The organism is Actinotalea sp. Marseille-Q4924 (assembly GCF_916618755.1).
In the GTDB taxonomy this organism is placed as follows: domain Bacteria; phylum Actinomycetota; class Actinomycetes; order Actinomycetales; family Cellulomonadaceae; genus Actinotalea.
The window spans coordinates 268,674-294,752 of sequence record NZ_CAKAKB010000006.1 but is presented as its reverse complement, the minus strand read 5'-3'; the positions used below and the strand labels follow the sequence as shown (position 1 = coordinate 294,752).

General features: G+C 70.8%; 17 protein-coding genes. 6 read left to right on the top strand and 11 right to left on the bottom strand.

Features of this window, described 5'->3' with window-relative positions; genetic code table 11:
• Positions 1 to 79: 79 nt before the first annotated feature.
• Positions 80 to 391: a hypothetical protein gene (locus tag LG379_RS16400; protein WP_225755663.1), complete on the bottom strand. Its 312-nt coding sequence runs from the start codon at positions 389 to 391 to the stop codon at positions 80 to 82.
• A 115-nt stretch (positions 392 to 506) separates the two neighbouring features.
• On the opposite strand from LG379_RS16400, the gene LG379_RS16395 reads away from it, so the two are divergent.
• A complete protein-coding gene (locus tag LG379_RS16395; RefSeq protein WP_225755662.1) occupies positions 507 to 1,013 on the top strand; it encodes a flavodoxin domain-containing protein in 507 nt (168 codons plus the stop codon).
• A 53-nt stretch (positions 1,014 to 1,066) separates the two neighbouring features.
• On the opposite strand, the gene LG379_RS16390 is transcribed toward LG379_RS16395, so the two are convergent.
• The gene (locus tag LG379_RS16390; RefSeq protein ID WP_225755762.1) at positions 1,067 to 2,473 is read right to left on the bottom strand and encodes an MFS transporter; all 1,407 of its coding nucleotides are present in this window, start codon (positions 2,471 to 2,473) and stop codon (positions 1,067 to 1,069) included.
• A gap of 144 nt (positions 2,474 to 2,617) precedes the next feature.
• A complete protein-coding gene (locus tag LG379_RS16385; protein WP_225755661.1) occupies positions 2,618 to 3,328 on the bottom strand; it encodes a cation transporter in 711 nt (236 codons plus the stop codon).
• Positions 3,329 to 3,567: 239 nt separating this feature from the next.
• On the opposite strand from LG379_RS16385, the gene LG379_RS16380 reads away from it, so the two are divergent.
• From LG379_RS16380 to LG379_RS16370, 3 genes are all read left to right on the top strand, one after another.
• Positions 3,568 to 4,569, top strand: coding sequence for an ABC transporter ATP-binding protein (locus tag LG379_RS16380; RefSeq protein WP_225755660.1), 1,002 nt, complete (start codon positions 3,568 to 3,570; stop codon positions 4,567 to 4,569).
• The gene (locus LG379_RS16375; RefSeq protein ID WP_225755659.1) at positions 4,566 to 5,555 is read left to right on the top strand and encodes a magnesium transporter; all 990 of its coding nucleotides are present in this window, start codon (positions 4,566 to 4,568) and stop codon (positions 5,553 to 5,555) included. Before LG379_RS16380 ends, LG379_RS16375 begins: the two co-directional genes overlap by 4 nt.
• A gap of 279 nt (positions 5,556 to 5,834) precedes the next feature.
• A complete protein-coding gene (locus LG379_RS16370) occupies positions 5,835 to 6,530 on the top strand; it encodes a hypothetical protein (RefSeq protein ID WP_225755658.1) in 696 nt (231 codons plus the stop codon).
• 56 nt (positions 6,531 to 6,586) lie between these two features.
• Here the strand turns inward: LG379_RS16370 and LG379_RS16365 are convergent, their stop codons facing one another.
• Together LG379_RS16365 and LG379_RS16360 are read right to left on the bottom strand one after the other, a co-directional pair.
• Positions 6,587 to 7,297: a hypothetical protein gene (locus tag LG379_RS16365; RefSeq protein ID WP_225755657.1), complete on the bottom strand. Its 711-nt coding sequence runs from the start codon at positions 7,295 to 7,297 to the stop codon at positions 6,587 to 6,589.
• 544 nt (positions 7,298 to 7,841) lie between these two features.
• Complete coding sequence (locus tag LG379_RS16360; protein ID WP_225755656.1) at positions 7,842 to 8,213, bottom strand: nucleotide pyrophosphohydrolase; 372 nt, start codon at positions 8,211 to 8,213, stop codon at positions 7,842 to 7,844.
• Between the two features lie 117 nt (positions 8,214 to 8,330).
• Between LG379_RS16360 and LG379_RS16355 the strand changes: the two genes are divergently transcribed.
• Both LG379_RS16355 and LG379_RS16350 read left to right on the top strand, forming a co-directional pair.
• The gene (locus LG379_RS16355) at positions 8,331 to 10,214 is read left to right on the top strand and encodes a DUF2075 domain-containing protein (RefSeq protein ID WP_225755655.1); all 1,884 of its coding nucleotides are present in this window, start codon (positions 8,331 to 8,333) and stop codon (positions 10,212 to 10,214) included.
• Between the two features lie 272 nt (positions 10,215 to 10,486).
• Entirely contained in the window at positions 10,487 to 11,581 is a 1,095-nt protein-coding gene (locus LG379_RS16350; RefSeq protein ID WP_225755654.1) for a hypothetical protein, read from the top strand.
• Between the two features lie 110 nt (positions 11,582 to 11,691).
• On the opposite strand, the gene LG379_RS16345 is transcribed toward LG379_RS16350, so the two are convergent.
• The 6 genes from LG379_RS16345 to LG379_RS16320 all read right to left on the bottom strand — a co-directional run bounded on the left by LG379_RS16345 (position 11,692) and on the right by LG379_RS16320 (position 26,075).
• Positions 11,692 to 13,671, bottom strand: a complete 1,980-nt coding sequence (locus LG379_RS16345) for an AAA family ATPase (protein WP_225755653.1) — start codon at positions 13,669 to 13,671, stop codon at positions 11,692 to 11,694.
• On the bottom strand, positions 13,668 to 17,030 hold the full coding sequence (locus LG379_RS16340) for a helicase-related protein (protein WP_225755652.1): 3,363 nt from the start codon (positions 17,028 to 17,030) through the stop codon (positions 13,668 to 13,670). Before LG379_RS16340 ends, LG379_RS16345 begins: the two co-directional genes overlap by 4 nt.
• 112 nt (positions 17,031 to 17,142) lie before the next feature.
• A complete protein-coding gene (locus LG379_RS16335; RefSeq protein ID WP_225755651.1) occupies positions 17,143 to 20,142 on the bottom strand; it encodes a Z1 domain-containing protein in 3,000 nt (999 codons plus the stop codon).
• On the bottom strand, positions 20,135 to 21,124 hold the full coding sequence (locus tag LG379_RS16330) for a PD-(D/E)XK motif protein (RefSeq protein ID WP_225755650.1): 990 nt from the start codon (positions 21,122 to 21,124) through the stop codon (positions 20,135 to 20,137). The genes LG379_RS16335 and LG379_RS16330 overlap by 8 nt, the downstream gene beginning before the upstream one ends.
• Complete coding sequence (locus LG379_RS16325) at positions 21,121 to 22,662, bottom strand: ATP-binding protein (protein ID WP_225755649.1); 1,542 nt, start codon at positions 22,660 to 22,662, stop codon at positions 21,121 to 21,123. Before LG379_RS16325 ends, LG379_RS16330 begins: the two co-directional genes overlap by 4 nt.
• A complete protein-coding gene (locus LG379_RS16320) occupies positions 22,662 to 26,075 on the bottom strand; it encodes a Swt1 family HEPN domain-containing protein (protein ID WP_225755648.1) in 3,414 nt (1,137 codons plus the stop codon). The genes LG379_RS16325 and LG379_RS16320 overlap by 1 nt, the downstream gene beginning before the upstream one ends.
• Positions 26,076 to 26,079: the final 4 nt, after the last annotated feature.

Genomic DNA, 26,079 nt, shown 5'->3' with positions numbered 1-26,079 from the left:
GGTGGTGGACCGGCTCCCCGTTCGTGTGCCCGGGGACCGACGACGCCCGGCGGCGCCCACGCGTGCGGCGGACCGGGCGTCAGCCGCCCGCGGTGAGCCCCGCGACGACGGCCCCGGCGATGACGCACACGAACGCCACCCCCATGAGCGTCAGTGCGGCACCGTTCTCGCTCGCCGGGGCGTCGAGGTCCGGCAGGTTCCCGCTGAGGCGGACGAGCGCCACGCTCGCCACGCCGAGCAGCACCGCCGTCACCAGCAGTGACCAGCGCTCGGTGAGCGGCGCGGCGATGAGCGCCGCGACCGCGAGGCCCCCGAACGCGAAGCCGATGACCCGCACGCGCCACTGCCGGAAGCGGCGGAACGAGCCGGGGGCGCCGGGGTCCTGGGTCATGGTGGGCGTCAGCGTAACGACCGCCGCGCCTCCCCCGGGACGTTCGCCCCTCGCGGGCGCCCGCGCCTCGCGCAGGCTGGGAGGAGCGGCGCGGTCGATCGTGGAAGGAGCGGAGATGAGCGTCCTGGTGGTGCACGGGTCCAAGCGCGGAGGGACGCAGGGCCTCGCCGAGCAGATCGCCGCGGAGCTGCACGCCCTTGGCGACGACGTCCGCGTCGAGCCGGCGCGCGGCGTCAAGCGGCTGGAGGACGCGGAGGCCGTCGTCGTCGCCGGCGGGCTGTACGCGGGCCGCTGGCACAAGGACGCCCGGCGCTTCGTGCGCAAGCACGAGCAGGAGCTCGCGGCGGTGCCGGTCTGGCTCGTCGCGTCCGGTCCGCTGGACACGTCGGCCGACGACGGCGCCCTGCCGCCCGTCGAGCACGTGCGCGAGGCGATGGAGCGGGTGCACGCGCGGGGTGAGGTCACGTTCGGCGGGCGGCTGGAGCCGGACGCCACGGGCTTCCCGGCCAGCGCGATGGCCAAGACGAAGGCAGGCGACTGGCGCAACCCCGAGCGGGTCCGGGCGTGGGCGGCGACGGTCCACGGCGACCTGGCGGGACAGGGCGCGGTGCCGGTGCGCTGACCTGCGACCGGCGGGGCGGCCTCGGCCGGCGCGGCCGACCGGGAGGTCGAGCGCTACATCGCGTCGTCGGCCCGGAAGGTGGCGTCGCCGGCGGCTGCCGCGCGGATCGTCGGCTGCCCCGGCACGGGCTCGGTCGGCCCGTGGTCGGCGAACGGCTCCGGCGCCGCCTCGCGGTACGTCCTGGACAGCGCCCGGTACACCGGCGTGCGCAGCGCGAGCAGCGCGGTGACCATCATGATCAGACCGGCGACGAGGAACACCAGCGCGATGCCTCGGGTCTCGCCGACGCCGAGCAGCGGCGCCAGTGCCTCGCCGCCCTCCTCGGACCGGGCGTAGGGGATGATCCACAGCTCGGCGAGCGGCGCGATGAGGAAGGCGGTGATCGGCGCGGCCGCCGTCTCGAAGGCCATCGCGAACCCGAACACCCGGCCCTGGCGCTCCAGCGGCACGACGCGCTGGATGACGGTCTGCTCGGCGGCCTCGCACGCGGGCACGAGGCTCAGGTACAGGAAGATCCCGATGATGTAGAGGGCGGCCCACTCGCGCACCGTGAACAGCGCGCCGAGCAGCCCCATCGCGGCGACGAGCAGCAGCATCGTCCGCATGGGGTTGCTGCCGAGGCCGAACCGGGCGACGGCCGCACCGCCGACGAGGAACCCGGTGGAGGCGAACGCGAAGACCAGGCCCCACACCTCGACGGAGAACATCTCCAGTCCGTAGGGGTCCATGAGCGCCATGTAGACGCCGCCGATGAGGTTGTTGAACGTGGCGAAGATGATCAGCGCGAACAGCCCCTGGGCGGCGCGGATGACGGCGATGGAGCCGCGCAGGTCGATCGCCGCGAGCGCGTTCTCCGCCGGGGCCGCGGCGACGCGGTCCTCGGGGAAGCGGATCGTCAGCAGGTGCAGCAGCGACGCCGCGGTCAGGCCGAGCGCGATGGCGAGCGTCCAGCCCATGCCCAGCATCCCGATCGACAGGCCGCTGAGCACGCTGGTGACGATGAACGCGACGCCCTGCACCGTCCCGACCAGGCCGTTGGCGTTGGCGCGGCGCTCGTCGGGCACGAGGATCGTCACGGTCGTCGACAGCGCGATGTTGCGCATGTGCTCCACGACCGCGCCGGCGAGGATGATCACGGCGAACATCCAGAACCAGGGTCCGCCGAGGTCGGTGAGCACGCGCTCCGGGACGAGCAGGAACACCGCCGCGGCGAACGCGAACGCCAGCAGGGTCAGCAGGCTCGACAGCCGCATGACGGCGAGCTTGCGGTGGTGGTCGACGATCGTGCCGAAGAAGATGCTGCTGAACGAGATGAACAGCATGTAGGCGCCGCCGATGAGGCCGGTCGCCAGGACGTTGCGCGTCTCGAGGTACGCCCAGAACGTCAGCCCCCACCACAGGTAGCTCGTCGTCACGTTCGCGACGGCGGTGTTCGCCAGGATGTGCAGGAACGTGCGCATCGCCGCGGGCGGGGCGATCGGGTCGGTGACGGGGGTGCTCACGGGCGCCTTCTCTCAGCGGCTGAAGCCTTCACACGACGACAGACCTCCGAGGGTGCCGGATCTCATCGGGGCGGCCGACGCCTTTTTCACGGTCCCTGTCCGTCACTCCCGGTGGTCGGGCGTGCAGCAGCCGTCGTCGCAGCCGTCCCCCGCGGCGTCGTCGTCGTGCGCCACGAGGGCGGCGACGGGGGAGCAGCACGGGTCGCCGCGCCACGCCTCGAGTCCCTCCTTGAGCGCGACGGCGGCGATGACCAGGGCCGCGAGGGGGTCCGCCCACGTCCAGCCGAGGGTCGAGTTGAGGACGAGGCCGACCAGCAGGACGCCGGAAAGGTACGCGCACAGGAGCGTCTGGTGGGAGTCGGCGACGGCGGTGTGGGAGCCCAGCTCGCGGCCGGTGCGGCGCTCCCACCACGACAGGCCGGGCATGACGAGGAGGCTCACGGCGGCGAGCACGATGCCGACGGTCGAGTGCTCGGGCTCGGCGGCGCCGAGGAGCGTGCGGACGGCGTCGACGGTGACGATCGCGGCGAGGCCGAAGAACGCGACGGCGATGAACCGCATCGCGCGGTGCTCGCGGGTGCGGGGGTCGGGCGCGGCGAACTGCCACGCGACGGCCGCGGCGGAGAGCACCTCGACGATGGAGTCGAGCCCGAAGCCGATGAGCGCGGCCGACGACGCCATGCGCCCGGCCGTGATCGCGACGACCGCCTCGATCAGGTTGTAGGTGATCGTCGCGCCGACGACCCAGCGGATGCGGCGCTCGAGGACGGCGCGGCGCTCCGCGGTGGGGGCCGTCCCGGACAGCGTGGTCATGAGCTGGTGCACCCCTCGGTCGAGCAGCGGGTCTGGTCAGGTCGTCGAGCCGGATCTGCCCGCCGGGCGCGGGTCTGGTCCGCGGCCTGTCGCGCTTGGTGACCATTCTGCGACGCGGAACGGCGCGCGCGCGCCGGCGTCGACGGCGGCGCGGCGGTCGGTGATCTTCCTCGTCGTCGCTGCCAGACTGGGCGCGCCCCGCGTCGCCGGTGACGCAGCGGGCTCGGACAGGGGGAGTCGTGACCGTCGCCGACGAGTACGCCGTCGTCACCAAGGACCTGCGCAAGACGTACCGCACGGCGCGCGGCACGCGCGTCGCCGTCGACAGCCTGTCGCTGCGCGTCCCGGTCGGCGGCGTCCACGGGTTCCTCGGGCCCAACGGCTCGGGCAAGACGACGACCATCCGCATGCTGCTCGGGCTGGTGCGGGCGGACGCGGGGCGCATCCGGATCTTCGGCCACCACGTGCCCGAGGCGCTGCCGGACGTCGTCGGGCGGGTGGGCGCGATCGTCGAGTCGCCGACGTTCCTGCCGAGCTTCTCCGGCCGGCGCAGCCTCACGCTGCTGGCGGACGCGATCGACGCCCCGGCGGGCCGCGTCGACGAGGTGCTCGAGGCGACGGCGCTGCGCGAGCGGGCCGACGACGCGTTCTCCGCCTACTCCCTCGGCATGAAGCAGCGGCTGGCGATCGCGGCGACGCTCCTGAAGCGGCCGGACCTGCTCATCTTCGACGAGCCGACCAACGGCCTGGACCCCGCCGGCATCCACGAGATCCGCACGACGATGCGCCGGCTCGCGGACGAGGGGCGGACCGTCCTGGTGAGCAGCCACATCCTCGCCGAGGTCGAGCAGGTCGCGGACACGGTCTCGATCGTCGGCCGCGGGCGGCTGCTGGCGTCCGGGACGGTCGCGGAGGTCATCGGGGACCGCGGCGGCGCCGTCCGCGTGGGGGTGCCGGACCCGGCGCGCGCCGCGCAGGTGCTCACCGCTGCGGGGCTCACCGTTCGGCCCGACGGCGACCGGCTGCTCGTCGAGGGCGAGCGGGAGCCGGGACGCATCACGTGGCTGCTCGCGCAGCAGGACCTGTGGGTGCACGAGCTCACGCCGGTCCGCGCCGGGCTGGAGGGCGTGTTCCTCGAGCTGACGCAGGGCGCGTCGCTCGGGGCGCCACCGCCCGACGGCGCCGCTCTGCCCGGGGGTGCCGCGGCGCCGTCGTCGGCGGCTGTGGGAGGTGTGCGGTGAGGCTGCTGGCGGTGGAGATGCGGCGGATCCGGGCGCGCCGGCTCGTCCTGCTGGTGGTGCTGGCGGGGCTCGGGGCGATCGCGCTGGTGCTCGCGGGGACCTGGCAGAGCGCGCGGCCGCTGACGGAGGCGCAGATCACGGACGCGCAGCGGCAGTACGAGTTCGCGCTGGAGGACTGGGAGGCCAACGGCGAGCAGATGGTCGCGGACTGCCTCGAGCAGCAGGAGCGCGAGTCCGAGCTGACGGGCGGGCCGGTGGACTTCGGCTGCGAGCAGATGGGCCCGCCGCGGGAGGAGTGGTTCTTCCCGCAGGCCAACGAGCTGGCGCAGACGTTCGTGCCGCTGCTGTCGTCGACGGCGACGCTGCTCGTGCTGCTGGTCTTCGCGATCGGGGTGACGTCGACGGCGGCGGAGATGAGCTCCGGCTCGATGTCGACGTGGCTGACGTTCGTGCCGCAGCGGATGCGGGTGCTGTTCTCCAAGGTCGGGGCGGCGGTGGTGGTCGGGCTGCCGCTGACGCTGCTGCTGGTGCTCGTGCTCCTCGCCGGGCTGGTCGGGGTGCACGCCGCGAACGACGCCCTCGGCGACCTGACCGGCGAGGTGTGGACCGACGTCGCGTGGACGGTGCTGCGGATCGTGGTGCTCGGCGGGATCGTCGCGGGCGTCGGGGCGGCGCTGGGTGTGCTGCTGCGGCACACGGGCATCGCGCTGGGCGTGGTGCTCGGGTACGCGGTGGTCGTCGAGGCGATCCTCGGCAGCCTCGTCACGCGGCTGCAGCCGTTCCTGCTGCGCACGACGATGACCGGCTGGATCGAGGGCGGGACGTCGTACTGGGTCAACGAGTGCACCGTGACCGACCGCGGGACGGAGTGCATGGGCACCGAGGTGCCGGTGTCGCTGCTGCACAGCTCGGTGGTGCTCGTGGTCGCGGTGGCGGTGGTGCTCGGGGTGACGGCGCTGGTGTTCCGGCGGCGGGACGTCGCCTGAGGGGGTGGCCTGGGGACCGCGGCGGTCGGCGCTGACGGCGGCTTTGGGGTCCGGCCCCTCCCGTTCGGTATGCCGCCCGGGAGGGCCGGACAGCCTGCATGTGTCGGGAGGGGTGGGTGTCTTGCACGGCACCTCGCAATGGTTGATCTCGACTCTGCGGCCGGCGTGAGCACTCGCCTGGCCGGTGAGGAACAGCGTGGATCGCGCGGTGAAAGACCGGCATGGACCGGGACATATGCCGTGCAGGAAGCCCGCTCACCCAGCCGAAGGAGACCTCCCGTGCGCACCTCATCCCTCATCGCCGCCACGGGCGGCGCAGCCCTCCTGCTGGGTGCGGCCGGCCCGGCGGTGGCCGGCGAACAGCCCCTGGTCGATCAGCGGAAGGTGCTCGAGCAGCGGGCCACCTTCTCGTGGGTCGAGGAGGACCACGGCGACACCGTCGGACGCGCCGGCACGGTGCACACCGGCGGGGTCCTCGTCGAGAAGGCGTACGGCAACACGGACCTGTTCGGGTACCTCGTGGACTGGGACTGCGAGCCCGGGGAGGTCCCCACGGCCGAGGGCCCCGGCGGGTGCGTGATGCTCAAGCAGTACGAGATCGCCTCGGCCGGCGCCGTGTTCGAGCTCGACGTCCGGTCCGGGTCGGCCACCCTGACCGGCGAGCTCGCCTTCTTCGACCTGGAGATGGAGGAGGAGCAGTTCCAGCTCCCCGTGGACATCGCGTGGACGAGCGACGGGAAGCCGATCCGCAGCCGGGTGCACCACAGCGACCTGTCGCCGACGTCGAAGGTTCAGGTGCACCAGCAGGGTGTGACGTGGGCCGGGACCGACGCCGCTGGGTCGATCGGTGCGCTTGTGCTCGGCGACGCGCCGGGTGAGGTGATCGAGCACGGCCTGTGGAGCGCCGACAGCCGGTACTTCTTCTGGCAGCGCGGCGGGGACGTGCCGCCGGACGACGGTGGCGGGATGGGGTGAGGCGACGACGACGGCGGCTCGGGCGACCGGGCCGCCGTCGTCGTGCACCGCCCGCGTCAGCCGGCGGGGTCGTAGGAGAGCTCGTAGTTGTCGAAGGTGCCGCTCGCCGGCTCGAACGACCCGTCGGCCGCGGCCGGCTCCACCGGGCCGACCATGACGGCGACCGCAGACGTCTCGCGGGCGGGCAACGTCAGCGACAGCCTGCTCTCCTCCACGCTGACCCAGACGCCAGGACCGGCCGCTTCCATGAGTACGGCGGTGAAGACCTGCTCGGTGCGGTCCTCGCTGTAGGCCATCTCCAGCGACACCTTGGCGCCGCCCTCGGCGATGACGTCGGCGGCGGTCTCCGTTGCCGTCCTGGCGCTGTCGAAGAGGTACAGCTGACCGGCGTCCGTCACCTGTGCGGTGACGTACCAGCCGTCGTCGGGGGTGGTGTAAGGAACACCGATGGCCGGGCCCGCGTAGGAGCCGGTACCCGGGAGGACGTCGACGGTGACCTGCGTGCTGTCCATCGGGCCGACGATCGAGTAGTCGAGCATGTCGCCGACCGAGCTCTCGAGGACCAGCGCGCCGTCTTCGACCGCTGCGCTGCCCATGCCGTCGTCGAACAGCTCGAACGCGACGTCGGTGCCTCCGAAGGTCTCGATGAAGGACCCGTCGTCACCCTCGGGGTCGGTGTTCACGATGAGGCCGCTCCGGCCGAGCAGGGCGATGAGTCCCCCGAGGAGTGCCAGCACGGCGACGCCGGCCACGGCGAGCACGATCATGAGCCGGCCGCGACGGCGCGGCGGACGAGCGGGCGGCTGCTGGGGTGCGGTGTGCCATCCGGGCGGCGGGCCCTGCGTCCACTCGGGAGGTGGCCCGCCCAGCGACTCGCTGGGAGGTGGGCCGGGTACAGGGCCGGGCGGCGCCGGGGAGGGAACAGGGCCCTGGGAAGGGCCGGATCCGCTGTGCCGGTCGGGGATGTGGATGGACATCGCCCTCACCTCCACCTTCAGGCTCCGCCCGGGCGGCAGTACGGGAAGAGACCAACGTCCCTCGACGGGTCACACCCCACTTCTCCCGGGCTGACGCGCTAAGGAGCCTTCAGGGGCCCGACTCGCAGCACGGCGTCGCGAAACGCTCGATGGGTGCTGAAGGCGTCTCTCCCAAGCCGCGCACGAAACTCGGGGAAGACCGCGAGGATCTCGTCACGAGCTCTCATCGCTCACGCCGATCGCCGGCGCCGTTGCCGTTTGCCGTCCCCCATCATCGCTCGCTGCGTCGACAAGGGCACGAGGGGACCGTGGCGGTGCGAGCAGCAGGAGGGGTTCATCCTCGCTTCGGGGCCACGCCGCGCACCGCACCCGGGGGAAACCGTTCCTCAGCTCGAACAAGCTTCTCCTGTGCCGCTCCGCGGAGATCGACCTCGAATACGTCGGCGAGCCGCACCAGGTAGAGCAGCACGTCCGACATCTCCTCGCTTACGCGCGCCCGCCGCTCCGGATCCCGGAAGTGCTCCACAGCCCCATCGGCGGGGATCCACTGCAACAGCTCCGCGAGCTCGCCCACCTCGCCCATCAGCGCGAGCACCAGCGACTTCGGGTCGTGGAACCGCCCCCAGTCGCGCTCCTCGGTGAAGGCGCGCATCCGCGCGGCCAACTCGGCGAGATCACCCGTGCCCTGGTGCTCGGTGTCGGTCACGGGAGCGAGCCTGCGCCCGGTTAGTCTCCGAGAGCAAACGCGGTTCGACGAGCTTCCGCGCCTCCGGGCCGGACATGCCCCCTCCGCACGATCCTTCGTGCTGCCCTGGGGGCGTTCGTGCAGGTTCTTCGGTGGAGCGGTCGCACGCTCGCCACGCTGTGTGACGGTGACGCGACAGAGCTGGAGCGGCGTCTGGCCGAGCACTTCCTGAGCCTCGGGATGGGCGTACCGGGCGCCGGCGAGCGCCGGTCCTGGCGCAACAGCCTGCCCGCCCTCGCCGCCGACCTCCACGACGCCGGCCTCCAGGACGTCGAGGTCATCCCCGAACACCGCCTCCCGCTGAGCAGCAAGCGCGCCGACGCCGTCCTGGCGGGCGTGCATCCGAAGACCGGTCGGCCCTCGTACCTGGTCGTCGAGCTCAAGCAGTGGGCCAGCGCCCACGCCTGGGAGGGCAGCGACACCCTCGTGGACGTCGACGGCGCCCGGTACCGGCCGGCCCTACACCCCTCCGCGCAGGTGGCCGGCTACGCGAGCTATATGCGCGACTTCGTCCGCGCCCTCGACGGGCAGCCGGACGCGATCGTCGGTGCGGCGTACCTGCACAACGCGACGGAGTTCGGCGTCTCCGACCTCCGCGCCATGCCCGCAGCCCAGGACGCCCGCCTCTTCACCGGCGAGCGCCGCGGCCAACTGCACGAGTTCCTCCGCAGCCGGTTCGCTCCCGAACCTGGCGTCGAGGCCGCCGACCTCTTCCTCGGTTCCGCGATCGCCCCGTCCAAGCAGCTGCTCGCCGTGGCGGCGGAGGAGATCCAGCACCGTGAGCAGTTCGTCCTCCTCGACGAGCAGCGGGTCGCCTACGAGATCGTGCTCGCGGCCGTAGAGCAGGCGCGGCAGGCGGACCGCAAGACCATCGTCGTCATCGCCGGCGGCCCGGGCAGCGGCAAGAGTGTCATCGCGCTGTCACTGCTCGGTGAGCTGGCGCGGCAGGGGCACACGGTGCTCCACGCGACCGGCTCGAAGGCGTTCACTTCGACGCTGCGGCAGGTCGCCGGCAAGGGTTCTACCCAGGTGAAGAGCCTGTTCAAGTACTTCAACAGCTTCATGACGGCGGAGAAGAACGGCCTGGAGGTGCTCATCCTCGACGAGGCGCACCGGCTCCGGGAGAAGTCCGTCAACCGGTACACCCGCAAGGAGCTGCGCGAGACAGCGCGCCCGCAGATCGAGGAGCTCATCGACGCCGCGCGCGTCCCGGTCTTCCTCCTCGACGAGAACCAGGTGGTGCGGCCGGGCGAGATGGGCAGCGTCGCCGAGGTCGAGTTGTACGCCCGTGCGCGCAACCTCGACCTTCGGCACGTCGACCTGAGCGCCCAGTACCGCGCCGGCGGGTCCGAGGCGTACATCGCGTGGGTCCTGCGGCTGCTGGGGCTGGCGCCGGGCGGGCCGACGGTGTGGCACGACGAGCCGCACTTCGCCGTCGACGTCGTCGACACCCCGCGGGAGATGGAGGACCGGCTCGCCGGCATGCTCGCCCAGGGCTACGGGGCGCGGATGACGGCGGGCTACTGCTGGCGCTGGAGCGACCCGCGGCCGGACGGGACGCTCGTGCCCGACGTGTCGATCGGCTCGTGGTCGCGGCCGTGGAACCTCAAGAGCGAGCGATCCGTCGGCGGGGCGCCGCCGTCGCAGCTGTGGGCTACCGATCCGGCCGGCTTCGGGCAGGTCGGCTGCGTCTACACGGCGCAGGGCTTCGAGTACGACTGGAACGGCGTCATCTTCGGCGACGACCTCGTGTGGCGCACCGACCGCTGGGTGGCGCGGCGGGAGTTCAACAAGGACCCGGACTTCAGGAACAGGAACGCCGTCGACGACGCGACGTTCGAGCGGCGGATCCGGAACGTCTACAAGGTGCTGCTCACCCGGGGGATGGTAGGGACGCTGCTGTACTCCACGGACCCGGAGACGCGGGAGATGCTCCGGAGGCTCGTGAACCCTCACGGCTGAGCGCGCAGATCTGGTCGCTACGCCGGCGCGTGCGCACCCATTGCTTCACAGCAGTGGAGAGCTGTGTCGGTCCACGACCCGACCGACTGCACCCGCGTGAAGACGACGAACACGCTCGGGCGCCGTCGGTGCTGGGCTAGCGTGGACGACGTTCCGCGGAACGACGGACTTCCGGGAGACCTCTCCCGGACATGACCCCTCCGCACGCTCAGCCGTGCTGCCCAGGGGTCACCCGTGTCGCCGACGACCGATCGCCGTCCCGAGGTCCTCCCGTGACCTCGGTGCTGATCCACGCCACAGGCGTGGCAGTGGCGCAGGGTCGGCGCAACTGGGCCACCACCATCGAAACACCCGTCGACTTCCGCTCCGGTGCGGTCGCCGCCGCGCTCAGCGGCGCCGAACGACGGCGCCTGGAGGAGGTGCACCCCGAAGGGCGAGCGCCGATCTGGGGTGCTCACCGCTACCACTCGGCGAAAATGGCACAGCTGGATCCCGGCGACGTCGTCATCTTCACAGGCAACAGTCGGGTGCTGGCGATCGGTCGGATCGGCTTGCTGACCGACAACCCTTCACTCGCGGACGCCCTCTGGCCCCGGCACCCCGCGCACGGCAGCTACCGGCATGTGTACAGCCTCGAGCCGTTCGCCTTCACCGACATCCCCTACCGCGAGTTCCGGACCCGCGGAGGCTTCGGTGTGGCGGACGACTTCCGAGGACTCCGTCTGATCACCGGCCCGAAGGCCGATCAGCTGCTTGCCGAGTTCGCCGACGAGATTCCGGGTGAGTCGGTCCGCCGATCCGGAACGGGCGTCATCGACATCTCTCATGGCGCTGCCCGCGGAGTGACGGTCGAGACGCCTGGCGATGTCGCCGCCCCGCCCGGGCTGGATGATCTACTCGCACGGCTGGAAGCGATGGGCACGACCGACGCAGCGGGCGCCGCGCGCGCGGTGCGCTTGGAGCAGTCCCTGCTGCGGGACTCCCTTGGAATCGGCGCTGCGGCTTCAGAGATGCCGGCCCAGTGCGGGCTCTGTGGGCGATACCTGCCGCGCGCCCTCCTTGTCGCCGCTCACGTGAAGCCGCGCAGCGAGTGCTCCGAGGAGGAGCGGCTGGACATGCCGCACGTAGCGATGGCCGCGTGCACGCTCGGATGCGATGCGTTGTACGAACGTGGCTATCTCGCGGTCGACGCGACCGGCCGCATCGTCATCGCGCGCGTGGCTGCTGGGGACGCCCACCTCCGGACGGTACTTCGCGGACTCGACCGGCACAGGGCACCGGCGTGGTCACCAGGGAGAGAGCCGTACTTCGAGTGGCATCGGGAGAACCGGTTCCGTGGGCGTACGTCCGTCGGCGTGGATGGGTGAAGTGGCTGTCCTGCGCCGAGGCTCTCGGAAGTCCAGGTCGACGACCGGCTCTTCACTGCCGATTCGGGACCCGATGTGTCTGGTCGGCAGGGGGATCGGCGAATCCGCGGTCAGCGCCGCCCGGCGAGGCCGTCAGGAAGCCGCTTGCTGTGGACCACTGCCAGTTCCCTGTTCGCTCGGGTCAGGCTCGTGTAGAGCAGGCCGTTGCGTCCAAGGTTGATGGGGAAGTCCGCGGGTTCGACGACGACGACCGCGTCGAACTCGAGGCCTCGGGCCGACTCAGGATGCAGTACGCGCACCGCCTGCCCTCCGCGTTCGCAGCGCTGCCCTCGGCACTTCCAGCCCTGATGGGCGAAGCGCTCTCGGGCGCCACGAGGGTCCACGGTGATCACGGCGACCGTTCCAGCGGTGTGACGACCCAGGAGGCTCGTTGCAGTCGTCACGACCTCCTCTTGGAGGACGGTCTGGGCGACGCGGACGACGACCGGTTCCGGACCGTCGGCCTGCAGTGACTCGACGGTCCGCTCATGACGGGGGAGGAGCAGCCCCGCGAATCGCATGATGGGTCCCGTCGAACGGTAGCCGCGTTCGACCACCACGACCGGCGGCTTCCCAGCCTCGTCCAGGCAACCGAGATGGTCTGCGATGTGTGTCCAGGAGTGGAACGCCCAGTCGTTCCGTCGCTGGTTCATATCGCCCAGGACCGTCCAACTCGGCTCTTCGAGAAGGTTGTCGAGAAGTGCCCACTGCAAGGGCAGCACATCCTGCGCCTCGTCCACGATCACGTGGTCGAACCCGCGCAGGTCCGGCGGTGGGCTCAAGGCCCAGGCGCAAGCAGCGAGCAGCCCTTGAAGGACGCGGTAACCGTGCGCCCGATCGTACGCCGGGAGTTGAGTGGTGAGGTAGGACGACCATTCGCGGTCGGACGTGATCACGCCTTGGGTGTCCCCGTTCGTCCGCAACGCTTCGTAGACGGCGGCTGCAGCCTCTCGGCGGCCTGGCGGAAGCACGCCGCGCCGCTGAAGCCGCCGCCGCGCGTCCTGAGCCAGAAGCATGAGGTGGACATCTGCGTCGCGGTAGTCCCGGCAGAGGGGTCCACTCAGCTCTGTGCTGACGCCACGGATGCGCTGGATCAGGTCATCGACGGAAGTGACCTCGACCGAATGAGGGTCCGTGACGAGGCTGCCGAGGAGCCCGCTGACGTGGTCGGCGTACTCGCGCGTCGGTCCGACCAGGAGGAGCTTTCGGACGCGGTTCTCCCGCCGCTCGGTGTCGACAAGGAAGGCTGCACGGTGGATCGCGATGATCGTCTTGCCGGTCCCTGGGTGACCCTGGACGAGCAATGGCTCGTTCCCCGGTCGGGACACCAGGTCGTACTGATCCGGCTGCAGGGTGGACAGCACCGCTTCGAGGCGGCTGGACCGAGGGGCTGCCAGGCGCTCACGCAAGGCCGACTCGGCGCGGAGGTGGGCCCTGGCCGGCGAGGGCGATCGACGTAGTGCAGTCGGTTGCCCCTCACTCACTGGAGCCGGCACGTTGCGACCGACTGCAGGAGTCTTCGAGGCGGTCGCCTCGCTCGAGCGCTGTACCGGCGCATCAGGGGCGGGCCGGGGGAGGGTCACCTTGCGAGGTGCTGCCGGGATGGACAGTTCGCGACGTGAGAACGGATCGGTGACCCCGTCCACCAGCGCCTCTTCGACGACCTGGGCGATGACGCCGTCCCGACGAAGGAAGGTCCGAACAGCCACCGTCGACTCGCAGAGCGCATGGTGATTCGTGCCACGGAAGAAGGCACACGCGACGGGGGCTGCCCAGCTGTAGACGTGGAGTCCGTCCTCCTCCACGTACCGCTCGCCGATGTAGAAGTCACCAGCATCGATCAGGGGATGGACACCACGCAGAGCGACGCGACCGACGAGCTCACCTTGTGCATGCGGCGCGAGGTGCGGGCGACCGGTGCCGGTCCACTGCGTGTTCCGCGGGCCCTGGTACTTGACGGGATGCTGCTTCCGCTCCAGTGCCTTGCGGTAGCGGCTCTCGGCGGCCCGCTCGTCAGCAGCGTCGATCCGGCGTTCCGGGGTCGACTTCACGGCGTCACCTCCAAGGCGCAGACGGCGAGCATCTCGAGCTCGATGGCCGCTCGTTCCTTGTCGTCGAGCTCTGCGAGCAGTTGGTCACGTCGCTGCACGGCGCGTCTCGCCTGGCCGCCGAACAGTCGTTCGGTCGCGGGCCCGCGCCCGCGCGCACGGGCCGTCTCCCGCCTCCGGCGGATCGCATCCATCCTCCGGTCGTACTGGGCCGTGATCGTGAGGCGACGCGCGTCGCGGAGCGCCGCTGATTCTGCGTCCTGACGACGCTGTGTCCGGACCTGCCTGCCGGCGAGCAGGTCGGTCGCGCACCGTGCAGGACGCGACAGGTCCGTCGTGGGGACCGCGCCGTCCGGAGTGCTGAGGGTCCCAGCAGCCAGACCCGCGAGCACGAGGTCCGCTACCCGGTCGCTCACCTCACGGCCTTGAAGATCGACCGCGGTGGCCCACATCTCGTCGCCTCCACCGATCGTCGCTCCGCGTGCCTGCGCCAGGACGACGACGTACCAGCCGGGAGACGTCCCCTCCTGGCCGGCGACCCGGATCTGCGAGTAGCGGGCATGCCGATGGCCCGGGACGTCGGTCGCCGCCAGAACCAGAGGGTGCGTGGCGGTCAGGAGGTCACCGCCGCCGGTGCGGGCGAACTCCTGGTCGAGGACGAGATGGATCTCGGCCTCGTCGCGCAGCTGCGACGCGTAGACGGAGATCTCCGCCCGAGCGCGGCGTCTGTCGCGCCCCAGCTGTTCGACTCGCCCCGCCATGGCGGTGTTGCCTCGGAGCACCATGGACCTGCCGTCCGAGTGGATCGTCACCGGCGGAGCGCCGTCGGTGCGACCCCAGTCGTCCAGAAGGAGGGCCAGTTCCCGCTGTCCGACGTACCGGCCTGTCCGGATGAGGTCGTCCTCGAGGCCGGCGATCTCCACGTCGTTGCTGACCAGCAACGCACTGGAGGCGTCGGTGAGCTCACGGATGCCGGCGCGCTGCGTCTCGACCGCCCTCTCGAACTGCCGGACCTTCATCTCCCGCTGTTCCGGAGTGAGAGTGAAGTCGAAGGCTGCCTGCAGTGCCTTCACCTGCTGATTGATGATCGGTTCGATCTCCCCGATGGAGCGCTTGAAGATCTCGATCCGGTCGAGGACGCGGACGAGGATCCGCTCGTCGATCGTCGCCTCGTTGTAGAAGTTCGCGACGAGGACCTTCTCCTCCTGCTGCCCGATGCGATCGATGCGGCCGATGCGTTGCTCGATCTCCATCGGGTTCCACGGGAGGTCGTAGTTGACGACGGCGGAGCAGAACTCGAAGTCCAGGCCCTCGCTGGCGACACGGTTGGCGAGGACGAGGTCGATCTCTCCGGCACGGAATCGCTTGAGGATCTGGCGCCGCTCCTCGCGCGCGACCCCGCCGTGCATGACCTCGGTCCGGAACCGGTCACCCAGGCGGCCACGCAGGTAGGAGAGAGTGGGCCGGGAGAAGGTGAAGAGCAGAACACGCTTGCGTTGGTGGCTGATGAGGCGGTCAAGGACCGGGGCCAGCCGGTCGAACTTGCTGTCGACATCGGGGTCGAGGGCGGCCGCTGCTTCGAGCAGTTCACGGTGGGGAGCCACGACGGCCGTCTGGTGCTGAGCCGCGGGATCGTCCTCGTCCTGCATCAGCGCGCCGCTGGGCTCCAACACAGCGCGGCGAGCCATGGGCAAGCACGCACTCGCCAGGCGCAACGGCATCTGCATCGCGAAGTACACCGGCATGCCCACGGCATCCGCCCGAGCGTGACACCAGCGGACGTACTCCTCGTAGAAGCGCTCCTCGTCAGGGGTCCATACGACCTTCGTGAGGTCTGGTTCCCGAAGTGTCTTGCGGTCGTCGACTTCCGCCTTGCGGGTTCGGGTGATGACCGCGGAGAGCGTGTTGAGGTCGGCGAGCAGCCTGCGGGCCTCCACGACGTCGGCCGCGAGGAAGGGGGTCCGCGAGATCACCTCTCGTAGGACCGGGACGTCAGGACGGAGAGCCAGGGTCCGCCCGAAGTCACTGGTCGGAAGCCGGTCGAGCAGTGCTACCCGCTCTGCGACCGTCGACGACGGCCGGGAGATGGCCTCGCTGAGCCGGTTCAGGACGGCGTTGGGTTCGAGCCGTCGCTCGAGATCGGCGAGATCGCCGAAGTCCTCCGGGACCAGCAGCTCGAGGAGGTGCAGCAGGTCCTCCTGGCGGAGGTTGATCGGCGTCGCAGTGAGGAACACCAGTGCGTCCGCCCAGTCGGTGAGCTGCTCGCCCAGTGCGTGGCTGCGGGTGTCGGCGTTCCGCATGGAGTGCGCCTCGTCGACGATGACGAGGTCGAACGCCGGCGGCGACTGCGCGAAGTCCTCGAGCCCGTCCCACTTGCGCAGCCTCTCGAGCGAGCAGATGTAGGCGCCGCGGGCGGGTGTGCGGCCGGTCTGGTGCTTCTCGAGCAGTGTGCGGAGGCCGGCGGTATCGAGTTCCGTCAGCTCGAAGCCGAACCGCTCGTCCATCTCCTCCTTCCACTTGCCGAGGAGGGACGACGGGCACACGACCAGGACACGGTCGGCCTCGCGCCGCGCCTCGAGCTCCGTCCAGATGAGCCCCGCCTCGATGGTCTTGCCGAGGCCGACCTCGTCGGCGACGAGGAGGCGGGCCTTCCCGGTCTGCAGCAGCTTGAGGACGGGTTTGAACTGGTACGGCCGGAAGGACGTCCTGGTGGCACGGAACGAGAACAGGGTGTTGGCGAACGTGCCCCTGAGCTTGGCTCGTGTGAGGGTCGCACCGAATCTGTTCACGGAAGCGGGTTCCTCGGTGACCCACACGGTGGGGTCGTCGACGGCCGCGATCGGAGCCAGGCCGGACTCCAGCACCTGACTCATGCGACCGTCCGTACGCACGTCGTACAGCCACGTGCCTTCGGTGAAACGCCGCCGCTGGACGATGGCGTCACGCCCCGCAGGGACGGTCAGGAGCGCCTCGTTCACCGCATACCGCGGCGGCGCGATCGGGTACGCCTGTTCCCACAGGTGTTCGCCCCAGGAGAGGGCGGCGACCAGAGGGTGGTCGTCAGGGAGCGAGCTCGGCGCGGCGGACTGGGTCTGAGCCTCAGGCGTCCCTGCATCGACGACTACGGCGAGCGTGGGGTCGAGCCCGCCGGCGAACCAGTAGGCGCCGTCCGGCAGTGGGCATGAGTCGGGTAGCAAGAGCCGTGCCTCGTCGACGAGGTGGACGACATCCGGAACGGACCGCGCGATCACGAGAAGTCGGTCGAACACCGCTGTCTGCAGCAGTTCGGCGGCCGCCGAGTGCAACGGGAAGTAGCCGAACGTGTCGGTCAGATCGTCGGTGTCGAACGGAAGTGAGCTCACCGTGTGTCCGGGACGTCCTTGTCCGGGCCGGGTCGATCGGTGCCCTGCCCCTGTGTGTCCAGTCTGCGTCGTCCCGAGGTTCGCGGCGACCGCCGATCGAGTATGGATGCGGTCAGGTCCCCGTGACGGGGACGATCGGCCCTCCTCCCTGCCGGCGAACCGAGAAGCCGACCCGGGGCGACGGAGCCGCTGAGCGCGGGAAGGCGAGGGAGAAGAGCGTTGCGATGTCGCCTGCCGGAGCCGGGTCGCGGAGATCCTTCGGCCCTCTGCCCGCACCGATGTCAGCGGCGAAGGTCAGGAGGAACGCTCCACGGTGATCACGGTGCAGCCCGGAGGCGATCGGATCGCCGTCGCTGGGCGGCTGACCGCCCGAGACGATCCGCATGGAGGGTCGTTGTCTGGGAGAGCTTCCCGAGAAGGCCCAGTTGCGCTCCGGACGGCGCTCGCGCTTGAGCACATGGAACGTGTCCTGGTGATCCACGACGTGCCGTTTCGCGACCGCGGCTCCCTCGAGGAGAGGGACGATGACGACCCAGTCCTGGAGCGTCCCCTCGGCCATGGCCTTCCTGTAGAACGTCAGTGTCGGTTGGATGACGTCGTCGTTCTGCCACCGGAACTGCTGGATCACGCTCAGGAGGGCCTCGGCGCCCACGATCCCGTACCGGGCCGCGTAGAGGTTGCGTGAGTCGTTGGCGAACGACCCCGTCTCCTGGGCCGCAGCGAGCAACGGGCCCACCGCCGCGAAGTGGTCCTCGTTCACCTTCGCGTCTCTCGGCGGCTGCTGGAAGAAGTCCCGCACCTGGCCGCCCTCACCCTGGAAGCTGAGGACGGCGTTGTACATCCGGTTCGTCCCGGTGGGCTTCAGCCAGGGCACCGACTGGAAGACCATGGGCGGCACGTCACGTGGCCGCAGCAGCGGGTTCCCCTGAGCGTCCCGGCCCTGGAACGCCCGCAGCTCCCGGCGGAAGTCCTCCTCATCACGGATGATCGCCTCGAACGTGCGGTAGAGGTCCACCGTCGTTCCCCGCGGGGCGGGCACGGACCTGCCGAGATAGAGGCGCACGAGGTCCTTGTACCCGGCGCGGTAGCCGAACCACCGGCCCATCTGCATGAGGGTGTCCGCCGCGGTGGTCCGCCGGGTGTAGTAGGACACCGTGAGTCCTTCGACCGTGAAGCCGCGACTCAGCTTGGCGCCGCCGACCAGGATCTTCCAGACGTCACGAGTGTCGAAGTTCAGGTCCGGCTGGGCGTAGTCGGACTCCTTGTTCCCGTTGACGACCGCGATGGCCGACGAGCCGCTCGAGATCCTGTCCACGGCCGGGCCGATCCATGGCGAGAGCTCCTTGAAGTCGCGCGGAACCGGCAGACCGTCGGCTCGAGCCTCGCTGACCGGCAGGACGTCGTCCCGCCAGAGGTCGTGGAGCCGGCGCAGACCATGGGACTGGCTGTACCCGGCGCGGCGCCACGTCGCCGCTACGGAGCGAGCCAGTTCCTCGTGCTTCTTCTGCTCGACCGCCTCGTGGACGAGCATCGTGTGGTGCCTGAACCGCGACTTCCCCTCGACGTCGTCCCGCCAGAGCTTCACCGCACCGGCCAGCACGTAGGAGTCGATCGCCCGGAGCAGCTCGGCATCGCGCGTCGCGTCGTCGTCGGGATCGGCGGTGAGGTCCCGCACGAACGCCAGCTCGTTCGAGTTCTTCACGGTCCTCGCGTCCTCCGGAGCCAGGTGCAGGTCGTGGAAGTCACGGCCGCCCATGTAGGCCGCCGGCGGCTCGAGGCTGACGATGAAGTCCTTGGGGAAGAGGTCCTCGGAGTCGTCCGGGTCGATGAAGACGTTGGCGAACGGAGTGGCCGTGTAGCCCACGTACTGCGCCCGCTTCAGCTGCCCGAGCAGTTCCGCGATGAGGCTGTTGATCCGTGTCCGCTCCCGGGCCTCCTCCTTCGAGGCACGTTTGTCCCGCAGGGTGTTGACGGACGCCTGGTCAGCCTCGTCGTCGATGATCAGGGTGGGGATCTCGCCCGCGCGGGCGTGGATCCGCGACAGGTCCTTGACCAGATCCTCGAGCGCCTTCTTGTTCTTCTTCACGACGGCGACGCGGACGTCGGTGCCGTGCAGGTTCACGGGGTCGTAGAGCGGCTTCGTCGCGTCGGCCAGCTCGTTGCCGACGCGGAAGTCGAGTGTGGCGATCCCCTGCTTGAGCGCGCGGTAGTCCCACTTCAGTCGAGTGAGCCGGCGGATCTCCGGCGCGCCGACGTCGCGGGGACGGACGCCGTGCTTCACGAATCTGCCGTCCACCCAGTCCCGGTCGCCGTCGCCCGCGTAGTCGACCTCGGCGAGCAGGTCCGTGCTCGCCGGGTCGATGCCGCCGAGGATGTTCTCGACGCCGACCAGCTCCATGTCCAACCGCCGCTGGGTCTGGGCGCGCAGGATCTCGATCGTGCCGGTGAGCACGATCACCAGGCGGTAACCGGCGTCCACGGCCTTGGCGATCACGCCGGTGAAGTTGGCGGTCTTGCCGCTCTGCACGTGCCCGACGACCAGCCCCTTCGACTGGTACGGCTGTGGCCGCGACGGATCGGCGAGCCGCCGCACCACCTCACGCGTGGCGTGGTCCAGACGGTCGACGGCGTAGGCGTCCATCTTCTGCGCGAGCACGCCCTTGTAGGCGTCCCAGTAGAAGGTCCGCTCGTTGGCTCGGTCGTCGGTGTACCAGGGTGTCCAGTCGGCCGGCTCCTCGGCGATGACGACGGTGTCCAGACCGTGGACGGGGAATGCCTCGCCGATCCTGGCGGCGGAGTCGTTGCCGAGGCCGAGGAGCCCGATGACATGGGCACGCCGGGCCGGCGACCCTGCCTGGGTGAGCGCACCGTCCGGTGTGTGTGCCCACGGCTCGTCGTCGACACCGTCCCAACGCGACAGCTGGATGTGGAAGCGGATGCGTACGGGATCGTCGAGGTTCGAAGTCGTGACCATCTCGACGAGTTCGTCCTCGGTGAGGGACTCCTCGGAGCGCCGTAGGTGGAAGTTCGCCAGCTCCAGCAACGGTTCGGGCTCGTACCCCTGCAGGCCGTCCAGCGCGCGGATCACGGCTGCACCGAGCGGGTCAGTCATCGTTGGCGTCCTCGTCGTTCAGGAAGTGGTCCAGTGGCCCGCCGGGCATGCCGGAGTCCCGGTTCGTGACGTCCACCCGGTAGGAGACGTCGCTGACGAGCTCGTGGTGTGGGACGGCGCGGGAGACCCGCGCCGTCGTGATCGCGGGGAAGTCGTCGTCGACGAGGTAGGCGGCAGGAGTCGAACGGGGGATGTACCGGGCGCGGTAGAGCTCGGCGTCGTCGTCGCGCCAGCCCTGGGTGACGAGGTTCTCCAGGAATCGGCCGCTGTGCGCCGGCAGGAGTCCACGGACCTCGTGAATCAGGGCGGGAAGGCTCAGCCCGTCTGCGCCGCCTGCCCGGGTCAGCTGGATGGACAGGAGCCAGAGCGGCCTGCCGGGATTCGGCTCGAGCTGCCCGGTGCCGTGGATGACGTGGGTGCGGCGTTCGGAGGTCGTGGTCTTCACCTCGACGTCGTAATCCGGCGTGGCGAGGTCGTGCTGCTCCGCGAGGGGGCCCAACCACCACTCGACGACATCGGCCTCGTCGAAGGAGCGCAGCAGCGAGCGCAGCACCAGGAGCTCACCGATGAGCCCGATCTCCTTGTCGTGCGTCAACCGGCGGCGGGACTCCAGCAGCGTGCGGAGGTTGCCCACAGCAGCCTCAGCGGCCGCCGCGAAGGACGCCCCGCCTCGCATCGCCTGGACGACCGAGACGACGACCCCGTACGTCTCGTGGCGCATCTCCCGGCAGTCGAGACGCAGCCGGAACCAGGGTCCGTCCTCCATCGACACCTGGTCGACGGCCACCCGCTTCATGCCCAGAAGATCCGGCTCCGCTCCGACGACGGGTGTGAGGAGCTCGTATGTCTGCGCCCCCGGGTCGATGATGAGATCGCAGCGCGGCGCACTGGCGAGCACGTGCGTCGAGGGGATTCCCGCCGAGAAGTACTGGTCGAGGGAGTCCGGCGAGAGCCGAGCGACCGTCGTGTCTTGGTCCGTCATCGCTGTCCTCCGTGCGGTCCGTCGTCAGAACGAGGTCGTCGCGCGTCGTCCTCCTGCACGGCGGCGAGGAGCATGGCGTTCCAGGCCGTCTCCAAACGCTTCTCCCGCGCCCCGGCGATCGCGCCGGCAGCGTGCGGTGCGAGCAGCAGGTGGAGGAGGACCTTGACGACCTGGCCGTCGTCGTTGCGCAGGCCGGTCGTCCCCCCGAGCGCGGCCCGGTACCTCTGGTTGACCCACAGGGTGCGGTTCTCGCGGTCGACACGGACGACCTGGTCGTCGGGCAGGCCCTTCCACCGGATGCTCACCGGCTCGGCGCCCTCGGGATAAGTGGCGTTGTCCTCGATCGCCTCGACCACCCCCGCCGTGAAGCCCTTCCCGGGTTCGGGGACCTCGACCGGGCGGGGGTTGCGCTTTCGCGAGGTCCGGGCACCGGTGCGCACGACCTCGAGGTAGTCGGCGAACGTCGCGCCGTCGTCGAGCCGACCCGACGCCCACGCCTCGGTGAACACGGCGTCGAGCGTGACGCCCGTCTTCTCCGGGTTGATCTGCACGTGTCCGGCGAGGGCCGCGCCGTACTCGACGGCGACGCGGGCGTGCACCAGGTCACGGCTGGGGTTCGTCAGGCCGTTCCACCCGCCGGCCTGCAGCAGCCGGTCCCGCCGGTACACGTAGAGCCCCTGGGACTCCACGGGCGTCCGGCCGCCGAGGAGCCAGGACGGGTGGGTGGGGTCGTGTGGCCAGACGTGCAGCTCGGTCTCGACGATGCCGTCGGGGAGGACGAGTGTCAGCGGCTGAGGGAAACTCGCGGCGCCGCTCCGGGAGTACCCGAACGGGTCGAGAGGCTCGACGGTCCGGGCCACGGTCCCGAGGTCCGGCCAGTGCTCGTCGAGGACGTCGATCCGGACGGTCACCTGCCGGCGCGCGAGGATCCGGTGCAAGGTCAGGCCGAGGTGGGTGCGCAGTCGCTCGATCGCCGACTCGAGCCAGGCCCGCTGCTCCTCAGGGTCGGGCGACTGCAGGAAGCCGCGCACGTCACGCCACTCCACGACGGTGCCGGTCTCCAGCGAGAAGCCTGCGTCCACGGCGGCCAACCGCTCGACGGCGTCCTCGGTGGCGATGGATTTCACGAGTGGTCCGGTGTCCAGGGACTCCCGTTCGAGCAGCCGGCCCACGGCCGGAGCGCCCCACCGGCGTGACCAGACCAGGAGCGTGTCCGCCTGGCTGAGGGACGCCGCCTTGAGGCCGATGCCGAAGTGGCCCAGGTCCTCCTCGCCGTACTCGCGGCGCCGTGCGTACCCCATGGCGTGGTCGACGGCCTCGGTGTCCATGCCCTGGCCGTCGTCGACGAGCAGGAGGCCGACCGCGCGCTCGTCGCGCTGCAGCACCCGGATGAGGACGTTCCGTGCGCCGGCGTCGATGCTGTTGTCGACCAGGTCGGCGACGGCCGTCTGGAGGGAGTGGTGCCGCCCGATCGCGGACGTGATCGAAGGGTCCGGGTCGACCCGTCGGACCTCCACCACGTTCGGGCGTTGCACCATCAGGCGTCCTCGAAGCGGGCCCGCGCCGCGCCGAGTGTGCGGCTGTTCTCGTTGACGGCGCGCACGGTGGCGGCATCGAAGCCCTCGTGGCGCTCGGCCGTGATCTCCAGGCTGATCTCCAGGACCTCCGGCCCGCCGCGCCGCAGTACGTCGACGACCTCCTGCGCGATGACGGCAAGGGCCTGCTCGACATCGCTCTCGGGGTCGATGTCGAACCGACCGGCCCACCGGACGTCCCGGCGCCGCTCGGGCGGGGGAGGGGTCCCCCCACCCGGTCCGGTGCCGCCACCGGGACGGACGCGCCCGCCCGGCTCCCCGTCACCGCCAGGCGGCGTGTCGTCGCCGTCCGGCCTCTCGCGTCGGCGGCGCTCCGCCTCCTTCTCCCGCTCCCGCTGGTCGACGGCCAGGTCCGGCCGGACGAGGAGGGTCGTGTCGGTGACGGCGCCGAAGTCGAGGTCGTACAGCGGCACTGCGAGGCCGCTGAAGACCCCGCTGCTCTCGCCGTAGCCGGTGGCGAGGGCGAACCCGGTCTGCACCCAGGCCGCGTCGTGTAGGACGTCCCGCAGGGTCTCGGTGAGCACACGCTTGTCCCGCAGTCGCGGCATGTACGGGTAGCGCGTGCAGTAGTCCCACAGCTCGCCGACGGAGACGTGCCCACGGTTCCACTTCGCGAGCAGGTGCCCGGTGAGGTCGACGTGCAGCGCGGCCGGCGCGAGTTGTGTTCGGAGGGCGTCCTCGCGGACGAGGCGCGCGCCGGCTCGGACGGCAAGCCGCTTCTCTGAGCCGTCGCACTTGACCTGGCCGACGGTGAGCGGCTGCCGAGGGTCTGTCTGGACACCGTGGAGGGCCCAGATCCACGCGTTGGCGATCTGGTCGTCGATCGTGCGGCTGCTGTCCTCGGTGCGCTTGCGGGCCTGTTCGGCGTTCTGCTGGGTGAGGTCGAGCCGGACGGTGTCGTCCATGATCGAGCGCCACGCGAGGTGGCTGCGGACCGTGGACTCGAGGTCCTTCCAGCGGCCCTCGTCCGCGGCGAGCGCGACGATGCTGTTCGGGCGGATCCGCGGTGCGGTGCCCCGGTGCTGGAGCAGGTCGAGGACGAAACGAGCGGCGCTGCTCTCCTTGTCCTTGCCGTTGTGCCGGTGCTCAGGGCGCAGCAGGACCAGACGTGTCGACTCCTCCTCGGGGACGTCCCCCGTGGTCTGCGGCGCGACGACGACGCCGCTGAACTCGGGGGTCGCTCCGCCGGCGCCCCGTCGAAGGCGGGCGATGACCTCGTCGTGCACCTGGTGCTCGTGGACGTTCCTCGCGCGTTCTGCGGCCATGCGGTTGAGCGACGGCTGGGTGTCGTACCAGTAGCGGTCGCCGTCGTGGAACATGTGGCTGGAACCGTTGACGAGTCCGTCGAGCGCGGAGCCGAGGTTGCCGACGACGTCGCCGGGCATGGTCACGCCCAGGGCGATGCGCTTGCGGTCGACGCCCTTGCGAGCGGTCTCGAGCGTCGGTGCGGAGTCGAGGAACACCGTGCGGGCGACGCGGAGGGTGAGGGCCCGCTTGCCGAGCAGGGGGCGCTCGGCGTCAACGCGCCGGGAGACGGCGTTGGCACCGTCGATGTCGGCCTGGACGATCTCGGCCCACCCGGCGTCGACGTACTGCACCACCTCGCTGCGCACCCCGGACGAGTCGAGCGGGACCGAGCCCGGCAGGATGAGCGGCGACGGGTCACCGCGCTCCCAGAGCTGATGGACGACCGTGCTCATGAGGCGCAGGACGCCGCGAGTGCGCTGGAAGCGTTCGAGCGTGGACCAGTCGCTGTAGAGCCGGTCGAGCAGTTCCGGGTGGATCGGGTAGGCGACCTTGATCCGGTTCTCGTAGTCGCGCTCGGTGACGCCGGAGGGGAACTCGGTGGCGTGCTGCCGGTAGTGGTCGCCGAAGCGCCGAGCGGTCGCGTTGATGACCGCCTGCGCGGCGTTGTCGGGCTCGCTGAAGAGCCGACGGCGCACGATCTCGTAGGACTCGTCGCCGGAGGCGTGCGCCCACTGGTGGGCGACCCGACGCACCACGTTCTCCAGCCGCTGGAGCGCCTCCCGGCCGTGCTGCCCGCCGACCTCGAGGTCCGAGACGTGCGTCTGCTCGTCCTCCGACCCGTCGGCGGCCGGCCGCCGGGCGTCGCTCGCGGGAACGGAGACGAGCAGGAGCATCCCGGGGACGGCGGCGACAGCCTGCGTGAGGGCCTGCGCGAAGGTGAACTGGGTCTCGAAGTCCCCGGCCGGGAGATCCGTCCGTGCGTGGAGCTGACGGGCGTAGGAGACCCACTCGTCGATGAGGACGACGGCGGGGGCGTGCGCAGCCAGCAGGTCACGCAGCGCGGCCCCGGGGTTCGTCGCGTTCCTGTCCGATTCGGCGACGACGGCGTAGCCGTCCGCACCGCCGAGCTGCCACGCGAGCTCTCCCCACAGCGTGCGGACCACGGTGCCGTCCGGCTTGGTGACCGGCTGGCCGGGCGCGATCTCGTTGCCGACGAGCGCGACGCGGCGGACCTCACCGTCGGGCAGCGGGACGTCGTGGAGGAGGTCCTGCACCTCCTGTGGGAAGGCGGTGAGCAGCCGGCCGGAGAGCAGGTGCCAGACGGCAAGCATCGAGTGCGTCTTGCCGCCGCCGAATGTGGTCTGGAGGTTGATGACCGGCTGGGCGCTGGGATCGCCGGCCACGCGTGCGGCCGAGCGGCGGAGGAGGTCCTTGAGGCCTTCGGTGAGGTAGGTGCGACGGAAGAACTCGACCGGTTCGGCGTACTCGTCGGCGGTCGCCGCGGGGTCCATGGCGACGCGGTAGAGGTCGGCCGCGAACTCGGAGGCGGCGAACGTGCCGTTCTGGACATCAGGATGCGGTGGCAGCACCTCGCGCCACGACGGCAGCTCGGCATCCGCGGTGTCCGGGGCGGTGGCGCGGGCGGCGGCGCGGCGGGTCTCGCTCTCGTAGGCGCCGCGCTGCACGTCGAGGCGTCGCCGACGCACCTCGTCCGCCTGCGGCGCTGCGCCGATCGCGCGCATGAGGCGTTCCACCGTGTCGAGCGACCGGTACGCGTCGTCCGTGCTGAAGGACTCGTTGTGGGCCACCCGGTTGCGCACGTCCGCCAGCTCGCCGGCGAGGTTGCGCTCCGCGCGGGAGAGGTCGGCGCTGAAGGGGTAGCCGATGTCGCCGTGGCGCTCGTTGATCGCACGCAGCTGCAGGTGCAGATCGTGCCGGTTGTAGCGCTCCATCGCACGGTTCCGGGCCTCGTCGCGGAGCTGCAGCAGCACGGTCCAGTCGTGGCCCGTGGGCACGTGGCGTGCGAGGACCCGAGCGACGAACGGCTCCAGAACCTCGGCGAGGAGATCGAGCCCCTTCGCCACGTGTTCCTTGTTGCTCAGCGCCATGGTC